Source organism: Lelliottia sp. RD5 (assembly GCF_056032945.1).
In genome coordinates this window covers 1,527,078-1,542,247 of record NZ_JBVYHQ010000001.1, presented here as the reverse complement: position 1 = coordinate 1,542,247, position 15,170 = coordinate 1,527,078, and the positions used below count along the sequence as shown (strand labels likewise).

Annotated in this window: 16 protein-coding genes; 6 read left to right on the top strand and 10 right to left on the bottom strand. The window is 53.8% G+C overall.

Going from position 1 to position 15,170, the window contains the following annotated elements; genetic code table 11:
* Nucleotides 1-206: 206 nt before the first annotated feature.
* Entirely contained in the window at nt 207-1,406 is a 1,200-nt protein-coding gene (gene mtnK / locus AC0LWE_RS07730; RefSeq protein WP_219346894.1) for an S-methyl-5-thioribose kinase, read from the bottom strand.
* Between the two features lie 105 nt (nt 1,407-1,511).
* Between mtnK and mtnA the strand changes: the two genes are divergently transcribed.
* Nucleotides 1,512-2,540 carry an S-methyl-5-thioribose-1-phosphate isomerase gene (gene mtnA / locus AC0LWE_RS07725; protein ID WP_219346893.1) on the top strand — a complete coding sequence of 343 codons (1,029 nt, stop codon included), beginning with the start codon at nt 1,512-1,514 and terminating at the stop codon, nt 2,538-2,540.
* A gap of 523 nt (nt 2,541-3,063) precedes the next feature.
* Here mtnA and AC0LWE_RS07720 read toward each other — a convergent pair.
* The 3 genes from AC0LWE_RS07720 to AC0LWE_RS07710 are packed head-to-tail and all read right to left on the bottom strand — an operon-like array spanning nt 3,064 to nt 4,903.
* Nucleotides 3,064-3,606, bottom strand: coding sequence for a 1,2-dihydroxy-3-keto-5-methylthiopentene dioxygenase (locus AC0LWE_RS07720; RefSeq protein WP_219346892.1), 543 nt, complete (start codon nt 3,604-3,606; stop codon nt 3,064-3,066).
* Nucleotides 3,603-4,292, bottom strand: coding sequence for an acireductone synthase (gene mtnC, locus AC0LWE_RS07715; RefSeq protein ID WP_219346891.1), 690 nt, complete (start codon nt 4,290-4,292; stop codon nt 3,603-3,605). The genes AC0LWE_RS07720 and mtnC overlap by 4 nt, the downstream gene beginning before the upstream one ends.
* Entirely contained in the window at nt 4,289-4,903 is a 615-nt protein-coding gene (locus AC0LWE_RS07710; RefSeq protein WP_202694211.1) for a methylthioribulose 1-phosphate dehydratase, read from the bottom strand. The genes mtnC and AC0LWE_RS07710 overlap by 4 nt, the downstream gene beginning before the upstream one ends.
* Before the next feature lie 124 nt (nt 4,904-5,027).
* Here AC0LWE_RS07710 and AC0LWE_RS07705 point away from each other — a divergent pair, with 124 nt between their 5' ends.
* Nucleotides 5,028-6,188, top strand: a complete 1,161-nt coding sequence (locus AC0LWE_RS07705; protein WP_219346890.1) for a pyridoxal phosphate-dependent aminotransferase — start codon at nt 5,028-5,030, stop codon at nt 6,186-6,188.
* On the opposite strand, the gene AC0LWE_RS07700 is transcribed toward AC0LWE_RS07705, so the two are convergent.
* Both AC0LWE_RS07700 and AC0LWE_RS07695 read right to left on the bottom strand, forming a co-directional pair.
* Nucleotides 6,189-6,815 (bottom strand): IbrB-like domain-containing protein, encoded by a 627-nt coding sequence (locus AC0LWE_RS07700; RefSeq protein WP_219346889.1) that lies wholly within the window; start codon nt 6,813-6,815, stop codon nt 6,189-6,191. It lies immediately after the preceding gene.
* On the bottom strand, nt 6,800-8,023 hold the full coding sequence (locus tag AC0LWE_RS07695; RefSeq protein WP_216981724.1) for a phosphoadenosine phosphosulfate reductase: 1,224 nt from the start codon (nt 8,021-8,023) through the stop codon (nt 6,800-6,802). The genes AC0LWE_RS07700 and AC0LWE_RS07695 overlap by 16 nt, the downstream gene beginning before the upstream one ends.
* A 664-nt stretch (nt 8,024-8,687) precedes the next feature.
* Here AC0LWE_RS07695 and ahpC point away from each other — a divergent pair.
* Both ahpC and ahpF read left to right on the top strand, forming a co-directional pair.
* Nucleotides 8,688-9,251 carry an alkyl hydroperoxide reductase subunit C gene (gene ahpC, locus AC0LWE_RS07690; RefSeq protein ID WP_059178680.1) on the top strand — a complete coding sequence of 188 codons (564 nt, stop codon included), beginning with the start codon at nt 8,688-8,690 and terminating at the stop codon, nt 9,249-9,251.
* A 391-nt stretch (nt 9,252-9,642) separates the two neighbouring features.
* A complete protein-coding gene (gene ahpF / locus AC0LWE_RS07685; protein WP_202694207.1) occupies nt 9,643-11,208 on the top strand; it encodes an alkyl hydroperoxide reductase subunit F in 1,566 nt (521 codons plus the stop codon).
* Nucleotides 11,209-11,273: 65 nt separating this feature from the next.
* Here the strand turns inward: ahpF and uspG are convergent, their stop codons facing one another.
* The 3 genes from uspG to rnk all read right to left on the bottom strand — a co-directional run bounded on the left by uspG (nt 11,274) and on the right by rnk (nt 12,475).
* The gene (gene uspG, locus AC0LWE_RS07680) at nt 11,274-11,702 is read right to left on the bottom strand and encodes a universal stress protein UspG (RefSeq protein ID WP_059178678.1); all 429 of its coding nucleotides are present in this window, start codon (nt 11,700-11,702) and stop codon (nt 11,274-11,276) included.
* A 135-nt stretch (nt 11,703-11,837) separates the two neighbouring features.
* Nucleotides 11,838-11,927, bottom strand: a complete 90-nt coding sequence (gene yldA, locus AC0LWE_RS07675) for a small membrane protein YldA (protein ID WP_273542855.1) — start codon at nt 11,925-11,927, stop codon at nt 11,838-11,840.
* A 137-nt stretch (nt 11,928-12,064) separates the two neighbouring features.
* On the bottom strand, nt 12,065-12,475 hold the full coding sequence (gene rnk, locus AC0LWE_RS07670) for a nucleoside diphosphate kinase regulator (protein WP_131489542.1): 411 nt from the start codon (nt 12,473-12,475) through the stop codon (nt 12,065-12,067).
* Nucleotides 12,476-12,730: 255 nt separating this feature from the next.
* On the opposite strand from rnk, the gene AC0LWE_RS07665 reads away from it, so the two are divergent.
* Entirely contained in the window at nt 12,731-13,561 is an 831-nt protein-coding gene (locus AC0LWE_RS07665) for an alpha/beta fold hydrolase (protein WP_219346888.1), read from the top strand.
* A 91-nt stretch (nt 13,562-13,652) separates the two neighbouring features.
* Nucleotides 13,653-14,276 (top strand): flavin reductase family protein, encoded by a 624-nt coding sequence (locus tag AC0LWE_RS07660; RefSeq protein ID WP_059178675.1) that lies wholly within the window; start codon nt 13,653-13,655, stop codon nt 14,274-14,276.
* Nucleotides 14,277-14,312: 36 nt separating this feature from the next.
* Here the strand turns inward: AC0LWE_RS07660 and rna are convergent, their stop codons facing one another.
* The gene (gene rna / locus AC0LWE_RS07655) at nt 14,313-15,122 is read right to left on the bottom strand and encodes a ribonuclease I (protein ID WP_202665237.1); all 810 of its coding nucleotides are present in this window, start codon (nt 15,120-15,122) and stop codon (nt 14,313-14,315) included.
* Between the last annotated feature and the right edge of the window lie 48 nt (nt 15,123-15,170).

The window sequence follows — 15,170 nt, the reverse complement described above, 5'->3', positions numbered from 1 at the left end:
GTGCCCTCGTCTTATTCCCTCCGGCCATCGGGGACGGGCGCTGTAACGTCCCTGTAAATGCGCCCTCGCCGCGCATCCATGCGCGTCGCCCCGGCCTACAGTCAACGACTCGGCGATTTACAGCCGGACCAGGAGGTCGCTTTTGCTTTGCCACTTGCCTATGCAAAGGCATAGCTGAAAAAGAGTGGATGGAAAATTCCGGGCACTTAGCTGTATTGACGAACCCTCGCCACCAGCGCCTCCGCGCTATCAATTCTGTCGGCAATCACGATAAGCGCTCTGCCAAGCGTAATGGCGTGGCGCAGGCATTCGTGGCGCATTGCGTCGTCTTTGATGGTATCGATATCCGCGACGTGCGACAGCCCCACGCTGCGGCGAATCAACTCCGTACCGCAAAAACCGATCGCATCGGTCCAGACTTTTTTCAGGAACTGCGAGGCGTAACCCGGCGCAGACAGCGCCGCATCGCGGGTTTTCTCGGTCGCCAGCGCCTGGAAGCGTTCAGAAAAGGTATTCCACAGTTCCTGTATATCAGCCAGACGCTGCTCGCGGGCGGCCGCGGCATCGCGAATCCCCAAGTGCCCCGGCAGGCCGCAGAAGTTCAGCAGCAGGTTACCGATAGCCGTGCCGATATCAAAACCGATCGGGCCGTAATAACCGAACTCGGCATCGATCGCTTTTAGGCTGCCCTCGGCAACAAAAATAGAGCCGCTGTGGATATCGCCGTGCAGAAGCGCTTCGGCCTGCGAGAAGAAACGGTGCTTCAAAGAGGCAACAGCAATTTTCAGCTGATCGTCACTGCGCAGCGCGGCGACGTCAGCCTCCAGTTCAGCCGGATAATTATTGCGCTCGTGAATCTGATACGGGTCGTTGAAGAACAGGTCTTCGGTGATCTCGCACATTTCCGGGTTAATGTATTTTGCTACCTGCGCTTTTTTGGCGTGCGGATGCAGATAAAAATCGCTGGTGTGGAACAGCGTATGCGCCAGATATTCACCCAACTGACGTGAGGCCTGCGGATAATACACGCCGCTAATCAGTTCGCCGCGCCAGATTTTATGGCTGGAGAGATCTTCCATCACCATCACCGCCAGTTCCGGGTCGTAATGATGGATTTTGACCGTGTGCTGCGGGCTGTGCTGGTAATGTTCAACCAGCGTTTGCGCCTCTAAACGCGCGCGGTCCAGGGTTAACGGCCATGACTCGCCAACGCAGCGCACGTAAGGCAGCGCCTGCTTAACGATGATGCGGCTTACGCCTTGGGCGTCGAAAATTTTAAACACCAGATTGAGGTTGCCGTCGCCTATCTCCTGCGCCTCTACCAGCGATGATGGGTTATCGAGGCCGCCGAACTGCTTTGCATACTCCACGGCATCCTGGGCGGTAAAGGTACGGTATTGCGACATTGCGTGTTCCTCATGGGTTCTGGTAATAAAGACATTTAGACGTCTATACATCTGAATTTTATCCTGACACAATGTGATACATCAACGCAACAGAGAATTAACGACATGCAGACATTACAGACGACCAGCCTGCGGGTGGCGGATAATCAGCTCTTTATTCTCGATCAACAGGCGCTTCCGCAGGAGAAACGCTGGCTGGATGCATCCACCGTTGAAGCTCTGGTGGGACACATTCACGCGCTGCGCGTACGCGGCGCACCGCTGATCGGACTTTCGGCAAGCCTGCTGCTGGCGCTGTTAGCGGAAAACGGTCACAGCCGCGACGAGCTGGCGACGGCGCTGGACACGTTGCGCGCCTCGCGCCCGACGGCGGTCAACCTGATGAACAATCTCGATCGGATGAAGCAGGCGTTATGGCAGGAAGATTTTGTTCCGGCACTGGTGGCTGAGGCGCTGCGTCTGATTGAGGAGGATAAGCAGCTCTGCGATGCGATTGCGCGGGCGGGAAGCCAGCTGGTGAAACCGGGCAGCCGGTTGCTGACCCACTGCAACACCGGCGGGCTGGCGACGGCGGGCGTGGGGACGGCGCTGGGGGTGATTGCCGTTGCGCATCAGCAGGGAAAAATTGCAAATGTCTGGGTGGATGAGACGCGTCCGCTGTTGCAGGGCGGCAGGCTGACCGCGTGGGAGCTGGGCGAGCTGGGCGTGCCGTACCAGCTGATCACCGATTCAATGGCCGCCAGCCTGATGGCGAAAGGGCAGGTCGATGCGGTGTGGGTCGGCGCGGACAGGATTGCCGCCAACGGCGACGTGGCGAACAAAATCGGCACCTACTCTCTGGCGGTGCTGGCGAAATTCCACGGCATTCCTTTTTATGTGGCCGCCCCGCAGACGACGCTGGATCCAAACTGTCCCAACGGGGATGCCATCCCGATTGAGCAGCGCGATGCCCGTGAAGTGACCGGCGTGGCGGGCAGTTTTGGTGCGGTGCAGTGGGCACCGGAAAATGCGCAGGTGTATAACCCAGCGTTTGACGTGACGCCTGCGGCGCTGATTAGCGGGTGGGTGCTGGATACGGGCGTGGTGACGCCAGAAGAAGTTGAAAAGGGGATTTTTGGCGGCATGGCGGTCTGATGTACTCACTCCCGCTCTCTCCCATGGCGAAAGGGTGAGGGGAACATGCGGCTCTGGTGCTGATTCCGTTCACTTTACGTTTCTGATTTCTTTGCGGCCACTGGAAGCCGTGAACGTGTTAAGGGGGCTTTGGCCATTGCAGGGAAAGGGGAATATGCGGCTCTGAGGGGGATTCCGTTCACTTTACGTATCTGATTTCTCTGCGGCCACCGGAACTTGTGAACGTGCCAGGGTGGCTCAATCGCAACCACCCTGGCGACCCCGGCTTCCGGCAAGAAAATCGCCGCTTCGCGGTGCTTTCGGCTTTTTCCTTACGGCTGACGGGCCGGGCGCGATCCTGTATCCCTGCACCGCGCTGGTTGCGAACTGACGAGGGAATTGTGCCTCTGTAAAAAAGTCAGAATTGCCAGGGGGGCTCAACCGCCACCCTGGCGTGTTCACGGGGTCTGTCGGCGACAGAGAAATGAGGAACGTAAAGTGAGCGAAATCAGCACGACGGCTGCCTCTGTTCTTCGGCACATCATCACGCCAGACGCGGATATCCCTGCGCAATCTCACTCCCGGTAAACTGCGCAATCCAGCCTTCCGGATTATCGAAAATACGGATCGCGGTGAAGTTCGGCTCTGAACCCATATCAAACCAGTGCGGCGTGCCCGCAGGAACAGAAATCAGATCGTTTTTCTCGCACAGCACCTGATAAACCTGGTCATCGATATGCAGGCAGAAAAGTCCGGCACCTTCCACGAAGAAGCGCACTTCGTCTTCACCGTGAGTGTGTTCGTTAAGAAATTTGGCGCGCAGTGCCTCTTTCTGCGGGTTGTCCGCGCGCAGACTGATCACATCCCAGCTTTGATAGCCTTTTTCGGCTACCAGCTTATCAATGGCGTGCTGATAAGCGTTGATCACCGTCTCCGCTGCCGGATCCTGACCCAGATCGCGGTCGGCTTCCCAGCGCTCAAAGCGCACGCCGCGTGCGTTGAGCTTATCGGCAATGTCTGCGGCGTCGGTGCTGTGCCACAGCGGCTCACGGGTTTTTGTTTCCGAATAAATGGTCAATGCGCTCATGAAGGGATCTGCTCCGGATTAATCTCGTCGAATTGGTGGATCTGATGGTGATGGCTTGCGCCGTCCTCATCGCCGCGAATCAGCTGCAGGGTGCGAAAACCGGCCTGTTCAGCCGCGTCCAGCTCTTCATGAATATCCGAGAGGAACAGGATTTGCGAAGGCGATACGCCGATTTGCGCCGCAATGTTCTGATAAGACTGAACGTCGCGCTTGGCGCCGACGCGGGTATCAAAATAGCCGCTGAACAGATGAGTAATATCACCTTCGTCGCTGTAGCCAAATAACAGTTTCTGCGCGGCAACAGACCCCGAGGAATAAACATAGAGATCAATGCCTTGTGCCTTCCATTTTTCGAGCGCAGGCAAAACGTCCGGATAAAGCTGACCGGTAAAATCGCCGTTGACGTATCCGTCCTGCCAGATAATTCCCTGCAACGCTTTTAATGCCGTGGATTTACGATCTTCGTCCATAAAGGAAAACAACGCGTCGACCAGCTCACCCGTCGTGGCGTGCGGCGCAGCGATTTCATCACGCAAGTTGTCCAGAATGGATTTCACCGGCTCGGCGTATTGCTGGGCGGTGACAAATGCCGCCAGCCGCTCACGCGCGTAGGGAAACAACACATTGTGCACAAAACGAATATCGCTGGTGGTGCCTTCAATATCCGTCACAATCGCGCGAATCATATTTTCTCCAGTTGTCGTAAACGCATTTCGCATTCAAATAAGAATTCTAAACCTTCCAGATGACGGCGGGCTTCTGCCACATCGCGTCCCCAGCAGGTTAAGCCATGACCGCGCAGAAGAAAACCATAATTAAAGGGGCGTTCTTGCGCGTAATGGGCAATTCGCGACGCGAGAGCATCAATATCCTGGTCATTATCAAAAACCGGGATTGTCACCGTGTCCAGGTGCGTGCTTTGTCCGGCGAGGGATTTTTGCATCTCAAACCCGATGAGATGCAGCTCTGCCTCTTTCACCAGGCGCGAGAGTACGGTGGCGTTGACGGTATGAACGTGCAGCACCGCGTTGGCCTCAGGAAACAGGCGGTAAATCAGCGTATGTAGCCCGGTTTCTGCCGAAGGTTTACGGCCAGACGGCGCGCGGTTGCTGGCGATGTTCACTTGCAGGAAATCGTCAATGGTCAGGCTGCCTTTGTCTTTGCCCGATTCGCTGAGCCAGCAAAAGGTGTCGTCCTGGCGAATCGACATGTTTCCGCCCGTCGCGGGAGCCCAGCCTTTTGCGCCAATCCAGCGGCAGGCGTCGACCAGTTGCGTGAGTTGCAGGTTGTCTGTCATTTTCCTTTTCCCTCTGTCGGTCAGGAATATTGATATGATTTAGACGTCTAAGCGTCTTGATTGCCAAAGACTAACATCGTGTTATAGTGTCAGCAACATAAGTATTACACGCAGGCATGACACCATGAGCAATAACCCGTTGATTCTGAAGAGCAAACTTCCCAACCTTGGCACCACGATCTTCACGCAAATGAGTGCGCTGGCGCAGCAGCATAACGCCATTAACTTGTCGCAGGGATTTCCGGATTTTGACGGGCCAACCTATTTGCAGCAACGCCTGGCGTATCACGTTGCACAGGGCGCTAACCAATATGCTCCCATGACGGGCGCGCAGCCGCTGCGTGAAGCCATTGCCGATAAAACGCAGGAACTGTACGGCTACAAACCGGACGCCAACAGCGACGTGACCGTTACGGCGGGAGCGACGGAAGCGTTATACGCGGCGATTACGGCGCTGGTGCGGGCGGGTGATGAGGTGATTTGCTTTGACCCGAGCTACGACAGCTATGCGCCAGCGATTGAATTATCGGGCGGTGTGGTAAAACGTATTGCGCTGCATCCGCCGTATTTCCGTCCTGACTGGCAGGCGTTTGCGGCGTTACTCAGCGACAAAACCCGTCTGGTGATCCTGAATACGCCGCACAATCCGTCGGCCACGGTCTGGCGAAAAGCGGATTTTGCTGCGCTGTGGGAAGCGATTGCTGAACACGAAATTTATGTCCTGAGCGATGAAGTTTACGAACATATCTGTTTTGCCGAAGAGGGACACGCCAGCGTTTTGGCGCATCCGCAGCTGCGCGAGCGCGCGATTGCCGTTTCGTCTTTTGGCAAAACCTATCACATGACCGGCTGGAAAGTGGGGTATTGCGTTGCTCCCGCCGCTATTAGCGCGGAACTGCGCAAAGTGCATCAGTATCTGACGTTTGCGGTGAATACTCCGGCGCAGCTGGCGCTGGCGGATATGCTCCGCGCCGAGCCGGAACATTATCGTGAGTTACCGGAATTTTATCGCGCCCGTCGCGATCTATTTGTGAACGCGTTAGGCGCGAGCCGTCTGGAGATTTTGCCCTGCGAGGGGACCTACTTTTTGCTGGCAGATTACAGCGCCATTTCCGATCTGGATGACGTGAGTTTCTGTCAGTGGCTCACCAAAGAGGCGGGCGTGGCCGCCATTCCGTTATCGGTGTTTTGCGCCGATCCGTTCCCACATAAACTGATTCGTCTCTGTTTTGCGAAGCAGGAATCGACGCTGTTAGCCGCGGCAGAGCGTCTGAATACGCTCTGACTATTTGACGGTCCAGGCTTCTGAGAAACGACGGTCTGCAAACAGCTCCAGCAGGCCGTTGATTTGCTTCAGACGCAACACTTCATCGCTGTCCATGCCCAACTCCGTCCCGATTTTGGTTTCGTCCCAACCGAGTAATACCAGCTCACGTACAATCTCGGACATGGCATTTATTTGGTGGCGTCCCCGCGCGCGGTTATGGCGAATGGTCGCGGCCATCCGGTCAATTTTGTCCTTTCTCTCTTTGCGCAGGCAGGTCACCGGTAAATAGCCTTTCAGCTGGCGCTTCAAAGCCGCACGGTGAGTGCCAATTTCATGTCGATGAAATCCATCCACAATTTCGTAATGATGCGGAACGTTTTCGGTGACCACGATGGGCTGCGTGAATCCATCCAGCTCCAGTGATTTACAGAGCAGTCTTTTCTCCGGCGGCGCAACATTATTGGGGTTGTAATCGTTAGCGGTAATAGCGTCCTGTTTAATCCACAGCACACAATCAACGGGCTGCTCCCGAAAAGGGCTGAGTTCATGAATCGCCTGGCGAAAAGCGTTGATTGCCTCAATTCGCTGGTCTTCAGAAAGTGATTGCAAATAATTTTGCACGTCATGAATTAATCGTTGTTGCATAAAATCCCCCACTCCTTGCGTTTATTTTTGATCCGTTCACTGTAGCGTTGGTAATGCTTTGGTTTATTTGGGCTGAAAGAGAGGGCCCGACACCAGTAATCATTATTAAGAAGTACCTTACAAATTCGGCGCCAGGACGGAATATCAGTGGAGCCAATATCACCCGTCTGGGTATCAGGAATATCGCTCATGCCTTGCTTTTTATACCAGTGCAAATAGACGGCGATTTTATTGCGATAATGTTCGGCGGTGACGTGCGGCATGCTGTTGAGTAAGAGCATGGCGTATTCTTTCCAGCACAAATGTTCAGGTTTGAGGATTTTTCGATGGCCGTAAAAATGGTTGTCGTGACCCGCGTAAATACCGCCGCTTCTGACGCCGCTAACGCGTTCGCACATGGCTGCCCAGCGTTCCGGTTCGAGCACATGATAGAGCCACAAGCCCTGGCGCTGTTCAGGGCCGAAAGGTTCGCAAATACGCATATAGCGCAGCGGCACGCCTGCCTGATACATCAGATTGTATAAGGGGTTATAGCAGCAGCCGCTTTTTGCAAACCAGGTCCAGATGTCGGCCGTTTTCCAGTCATAAAGCGGATAGATATACCAGGCATGGCCGCCCGGCGCGACGGTGGTCCAGGGTTTATCATCCGCAAACCGCTTTTTACGCGCGTTCGCGATGCCCAAAAAACGGTTATAGGATTCATCTGCACGAATGCCAATCATCACCGTTGCCGGGCGCTTTTGCGCAAACCAGCCTGAAAATCCTTTGACGAACGCTTCGAAAGTCATTCCTTGCTGGTAAAAATCAAAATAGCCAGGGTCAGTAATGGCGTCTTCAGGCGGTTGACGAACCCAGTCAGTACCGGGTTCCCAGCATTGCCATTCGGGCTGGAATTGTGAAAGCGAGTTTTGGGTTGTGAGCGGCAGAGCGACCCAAAAAAAGTGGTCGATGACATCGCGGTACAGCGCGCGCATGTTTTCGATATGGTGAATGGTGCAGGAAAATTGCGCCTCCCAGTCGATAAATAAGACGCTAATTTTACGTTTCTGCTTCCGCGCGATTTGTGCGGTCAAATGCAACAGGATGGTGGAGTCTTTGCCTCCGGAAAAAGAGACGCAAACGTGAGGTAAATTTTCCAGTGCCCATCCGATGCGTTCTTTTGCGGCATCCAGAACGTTCAGATCCAGTGGGTATTTATATATTGACATGGTGAATCTCATTTTGAGTATATATCGGAATGCATATATTTAATGCAGCGCATTGTGCAATTCTAAAGCAATTCCCTTTGGGGTGAGGGATAAAGTTTTACATAAATAAAAATTCTGTGGGGCTTGTCAGTTTTTATCGTGCCGGTTTTAGAAAATGGATTTTTTATTTTGAGGGGGTGAGCGTTGAGTTTTGATTGATAGTTTTGTTTTTATAATAATTTATATTAATGACTAATTTATTTTTTATTACTGAATTAAATTTATTTAATGAAGATTAATATTGTCACAGGATATCGTCTTAATGGATTTATCCAAAAAAGTTAGGCAATTCCTATCGCAGCCATAGGCACGAATGCCGCTGCTGCGCATTGCCCAACGCTCGCGCGGGTGGTGTAATCACGTTGCTGTAACGGATCGGCTAAGGTCCTGTAGAGCGCAACGCATCGCCAGGTTATCTGGCACTGAATCGACCTGCGGGACGTTCAGGTAACAGGGCCGCCCGTTGAGGCGGCCTTTTTACGTTTTGCAGACCGAAAAGCACCGTCAAGGCAAGTGATGGTCGGGTTGTAAGGTATCGCTGATTGATTTGATACGGTAAACGCATTGGCTCCATCAGATGAAGTTCGTTACCTTAGCTCTCAACGAAAACACGGAGGAAGTACAGATGTCCTTGATTAACACCAAAATTAAACCTTTCAAAAACCAGGCGTTCAAAAACGGCGAATTCATCGAAGTCACCGAGAAAGACACCGAAGGCCGCTGGAGTGTGTTCTTCTTCTATCCAGCTGACTTCACCTTCGTTTGCCCGACCGAACTGGGCGACGTAGCGGATCATTACGACGAACTGCAGAAACTGGGCGTGGACGTTTATTCCGTTTCCACTGACACCCACTTCACTCACAAAGCATGGCACGGCAGCTCCGACACCATCGCCAAAATCAAATACGCGATGATCGGCGACCCAACTGGCGCCCTGACCCGTAACTTTGACAACATGCGTGAAGATGAAGGTCTGGCAGATCGTGCAACCTTCGTTGTTGACCCGCAGGGCATCATCCAGGCCATCGAAGTTACCGCTGAAGGTATCGGCCGTGATGCGTCTGACCTGCTGCGTAAAATCAAAGCGGCACAGTACGTTGCGTCTCACCCAGGCGAAGTGTGCCCGGCGAAATGGAAAGAGGGTGATGCGACCTTAGCGCCATCTCTGGACCTGGTCGGCAAAATCTAATTTCCCGTCGTCTTTCGCGCCAGTGCTGCGTTGGCAGCGCCTGTTCACCCCGGTCACTGACCTGTGTCAGCTCCCGGGGATTCTCAGGCTAGCCGTCTTGCTCTGGCACGAAATACTTAGGGAAATACATTTTCTTCGGTTATCGCGCCAGTGCTGCGTTGGCAGCGTCTGTGTTCACCCCGGTCACTGACTTGTGTCAGCTTCCGGGGATACTGAGGCTAGCCGCCTTGCTCTGACGCGAAATCCATTGAAAAAAGTATGCTTTATCGGGTGCAAAATCTTGCACCCGATTTTCAAATTTCATTACGCAATCTCATTTAAGCCGCATCGCGGCGGGCGGTCGCCAGTAAGAGGCGGCTTAAATGAGGAAGCGTAAAGCAGGAGATTAACGATGCTCGACACCAACATGAAAACCCAGCTCAAGGCCTATCTTGAGAAACTGACCAAACCTGTTGAGTTGATTGCCACGCTGGATGACAGCGCCAGATCGGCAGAAATCAAGGAACTGCTGGCGGAAATCGCCGAACTGTCACCTAAAGTGACCTTTAAAGAAGACAACAGCCTGGCGGTGCGTAAGCCGTCATTCCTGATTACCAATCCAGGCTCAGACCAGGGACCGCGCTTTGCCGGTTCTCCGCTTGGGCATGAATTTACGTCGCTGGTGCTGGCGCTGCTGTGGACCGGTGGTCACCCATCGAAAGAAGCGCAGACGCTGCTGGAGCAAATCCGCGATATCAACGGTGATTTTGAGTTTGAAACCTACTACTCGCTGTCATGCCACAACTGCCCGGACGTGGTGCAGGCTCTGAACCTGATGGCCGTGCTGAACCCGCGCATTAAGCACACTGCGATTGACGGCGGCGTGTTCCAGAATGAAATCACCGATCGTAATGTGATGGGCGTTCCGGCGGTGTTCGTGAACGGGAAAGAGTTTGGTCAGGGTCGTATGACGCTGACGGAAATCGTGGCCAAAATTGATACCGGTGCTGAAAAGCGCGCGGCGGAAGAACTCAACAAGCGTGATGTTTACGACGTGCTGATTGTCGGTTCCGGCCCTGCGGGTGCTGCGGCAGCGGTCTACTCGGCACGTAAAGGGATTCGTACCGGCCTGATGGGCGAGCGCTTTGGTGGCCAGGTTCTGGATACCGTAGATATCGAAAACTACATTTCCGTGCCAAAAACCGAAGGCCAAAAGCTGGCGGGCGCACTGAAAGCGCACGTCGATGATTACGATGTCGATGTCATCGACAGCCAAAGCGCCAGCAAACTGGTCCCGGCTGCGACAGAAGGCGGCTTACACCAGATTGAAACGGCCTCCGGTGCGGTGCTAAAAGCGCGAAGCGTGATCATCGCGACGGGTGCGAAATGGCGCAATATGAACGTGCCGGGAGAAGATCAGTATCGCACCAAAGGCGTGACCTACTGTCCGCACTGCGACGGCCCGCTGTTTAAAGGCAAACGCGTGGCGGTGATCGGCGGGGGTAACTCCGGTGTGGAAGCGGCAATTGATCTGGCGGGGCTCGTTGAGCACGTCACGCTGCTGGAATTTGCCCCTGAAATGAAAGCCGACCAGGTATTGCAGGATAAAGTCCGCAGCCTGAAAAACGTCGATATCGTACTGAATGCTCAGACCACGGAAGTGAAAGGCGACGGCAGTAAAGTGACCGGTCTGGAATACCGTGACCGCGTCAGCGGTGATGTGCACAACGTGGCGCTGTCAGGCATTTTCGTGCAGATCGGTTTGCTGCCAAACACCACCTGGCTGGAAGGCGCGATTGAGCGCAACCGCATGGGCGAGATCATGATTGATGCCAAATGTGAAACCAGCGTGAAAGGCGTCTTTGCTGCGGGTGACTGTACGACCGTGCCGTACAAACAGATTATTATCGCGACGGGCGAAGGGGCGAAAGCGTCTCTCAGCGCGTTTGATTACCTGATTCGCACCAAAACAGCATAACAAAAGAAAGTAAGGCTACACCTGCAAAAATAAAAACCCCGCGAAAGCGGGGTTTTTTATGCGCGTTATCTGACGACCAACACCGGGATATGCGTGTGGCGGATTACGCTGGAGGCATTCGAACCCAGCAGGTGGGTGGAGATAGAAGGATTGCGCGAACCGATCACTACCACGTCGGCTTTGAGTTCGTTCGCCATTTCGTTCACCGCGTCGCGAACGCTACCAAACCGCACATGGGTTTTAATCCGCGCCGGATCGATGCTGAAATGCCCCACCATGGTTTGCAGGCGGGTTTCTGCTTCGCGTTGCAGATGCTCCTCAAAGCGGCGCACGTCGGCGGCGAAGCGGTGCAGACTCAGGCTGGCAGAGCCTGGCAAAACGTGTAAAAGATGAATGATGCCGTCCTGCTGCGCCAGGAATTCGGCGTGGCGCACGGCCTTGTCGCTCAGTTCCATTTCAAAAACATCAACCGGCATAATGATTGTCTGATACATACCCGTTTCTCCTTGTTTATAAACGCTGAAAACATTCAAACATAAAATATTATTTGTTTCTGCTATCTGTCAGGCAGTTTTTCACGTTTTGGCGTTTATTGACTTAACTTTGCGGAGAAATGAGCGGTATACGGTCTACCAGTAGCGTTCAAGATAAAGCACGGCCGTGACGATAATCGCCAAAAAAATGAAATATACCAGCGATATGCCCAGTATCTCATTCATGACCGTCCCCGCGGCACTGAAACGGATTAAGCCTGGATTAAGGGGATTTGGCGCGCCATAGGAAAAAAGGGTGATTTTCGGAAAGAGGATGCGGACGCATCCTCTGGGCAAAGCGGTTAACGCTTATTCAGATGGGATTAACGAAGGTAATCGCCGGCAGCTTCTGGCTGGTAGAGCAGTTCCAGCACTTCAAGGTGTGCCGATGCACCACCTGGCAGTTCCCAGTGGATGGTATCACCCGTGCGCAGGCCAAGGAGCGCGGCACCGACGGGCGCGAGAACGGAGAGCTGAGTGCTGCTGTCGGTCATCTGCGCAGGATACACCAGCGTGCGGGTGTGCTCTTCACCGGACGTGAGATCGCGGAATCTCACCTGGCTGTTCATGGTGACGACGTCATGCGGCATCGACTCTGCCGTACACATTTGCGCGCGGTCCAGTTCGTCGTTCAGCGCATCCGCAATCGGCAGCGACGCGAACGCGGGTTTCTCCAGCAGACGGTCGATACGTTCTGCATCAAGTTCATTGATAATGAGGGTGGGTCTGGACATTTATTACTCCATGTCTTTAGTGCTGCGTGTCGCGCAGAAACCAATCCAAAAGAAAACCCTCGCCGTATGGCAGCGAGGGTTTTATCTCTCCTGATGATACTGGCTGAACACCGAAGTTTGAAGTGATGAATGTCACATTCATCGCGCAGATGAATTTTTGGCGAAAAACGTGATCGTTCTCAGATTTGCAGTATGCTTTTTAAGCGCCCTTTTACGGGCGACGATCTGCACACGGTGTTCCATTCAGGAGATCTCATGAGCGATTACGACAAACTTACCTTGAAAGACGGCAGTTATTTGCATTTCAAAGACTGGGGCAGCGGGCAGCCCATTGTATTTAGTCATGGCTGGCCATTAACGGCGGATGCCTTTGAAGATCAAATGTTGTATCTGGGGTCGAAAGGATTTCGCGTGATCGCACACGATCGGCGTGGGCACGGTCGTTCTGCCCAGACCTGGGATGGGAACGATATGAATCAGTACGCTGACGATCTGGCAGAACTGACCGCGCATCTGAATCTTAACGATGCGGTGCATGTCGGTCACTCCACCGGCGGCGGCGAAGTGGCGCGCTATATTGGTCGGCATGGAACTGAACGGGTCGCAAAAGCCGTGCTGATTAGCGCGGTGACGCCGATTATGATCAAAACCGATTTCAACCCAAATGGGGTGCCGAAAGAGGTGTTTGATGGTATTCGGGAAGGCGTAATCAACGATCGCGCAGCGTTCTTTTATGAACTGACTGCGGCCTTTTATGGTTATAACCGCACGGGTGCGAAAGAGTCTAAAGCGGTCCGGGAAAGCTTTGTTGAGCAAGGGCTTCAGGGATCGATTAAAGGGCTATATGACTGCATCAAGGCATTTTCGGAAACCGACCTGCGGGAAGATCTGAAAAAGATGACCATCCCAACGCTTGTGATACATGGCGATGACGATCAAATCGTGCCGTTTGAAACCTGCGGGAAAGTGGCGGCAGAGATCCTGCCGGATTCCCAGCTCAAGGTGTACGAGGGCGGTTCGCACGGGATTTGCACCACGCATAAACACCAGATCAATGAAGACTTACTGAAATTTATTCAGTCATAATTTTTAACGGATTGCGCTACGCTGATCGTCCTGAATCAGGGGAATGAGCGAAGCGTAATTCGTGCCTGTTAAATTTCACGCAGAGAGTGCCATGTATTTCTATCAGCCATCCCAGGGACACGGCCTGCCGCACGATCCCTTAAATGCCATTGTTGGCCCCCGTCCTATCGGCTGGATTTCAAGCCAGGACAGCGAAGGGCGACTGAATCTTGCCCCCTACAGTTTTTTTAATTGCTTCAATTATCACCCGCCGATCATTGGTTTCTCCAGTAATGGCTGGAAAGACAGCGTGCAAAACATTGTCCAGACCGGCGAATTCGTCTGGAATCTGGCAACGGTCGAACTGGCGCAGGCGATGAATGAAACCTCCGCCACGCTCCCGCATGAGGAAGACGAATTTTCCTTCTCCGGCTTAACGCCCGTCGCCAGCCAGCTGGTGAACGCGCCGCGCGTGGCGGAAAGCCCGGTTAACTTTGAATGTCGTCTGTCGCAGTGCATTCAGCTCACTGGCGCAGACGGTACGCCTATTGAAACCTGGCTGGTACTGGGCGAAGTCGTCGGAATTCACATCCGCGAAACGCTGCTGGAGGACGGGATTTATCAGACCGCCAAAGCGAATCCGATTCTGCGTGCGGGTGGCCCGACGGCCTACTATTCGATAAGCGAAGCGCAGCGGTTTGACCTGGTGCGCCCGGATGCACGTCGCAGAGGCTAATCTTTTTACCCGGCACAGCCTGCGCCGGGTGAATGTTTAGTAGCCGACTTTATCAATGACAAACTGTTTTCCGCAGTTGCCGGGATGCGGCTGCGCGGCAAACGACGCCGCAGACAGCGGAGCGTTAATGGTTGCAGCGTTGAGGGAGAGTTGAATCTCGGTCAGATAAGCGGGATTACCGCTGCAGGTCAACTTAACGGCTTTGACTGACGCGTCGCCCCAGCTTTTCGCGATAGCGCGATCAACGGCTTTACGGCTGACCGTTTTACCGTAGTTATCTGCCAGCAGTTTGCCCAGTTCGCTGACTTTCACTTCCTGATTCATACGCACCATGGTGCCAAAATAGGCATCCGGGTCAAAACCAAAGCACACGCCATGCTTGGCATATTCATAGCGTTCCAGACAAGAATTACCGCCTGCGCCGGGCATCACGCCACTCAGTTTGGCGGCGGATTCCAGCGACAGGCCGGTTTCTGCTGCCGCACATTTGCGGCTGCCTTTGGCCTCGGGCATGTTGGGAAGGGGACGCGTAGCGCAGCCAAAGCGCATCCAGCGGCGGTCGTCCACGCCGCGCGCAGAGATGGATTTTGGCAGGCTCGGCCAGAGGCCGTGAACCGTCAGGAAATCGGTTTTGGTTTTGCTCTCTTTTTGCAGACGGCACTCATCAGGCTCGTTGCGATCGCGCTCGTGCATGCTCTGGCAAAATCCTGTTTGCCACGACAGGGCAAGAACGTAGCGATCGAAATCGGCGTACTGGGTGGCCTGAAGTGGGGCTGATTCTGCCGAGAAAGCACAAAGCGCGAGAGCCGCCGCACTGAATCGACTGACGATATCCTTCCTGAACATGTGAATTCCTGATGATTTAACGCAAATTAATTCCAGGAACTTATTAAA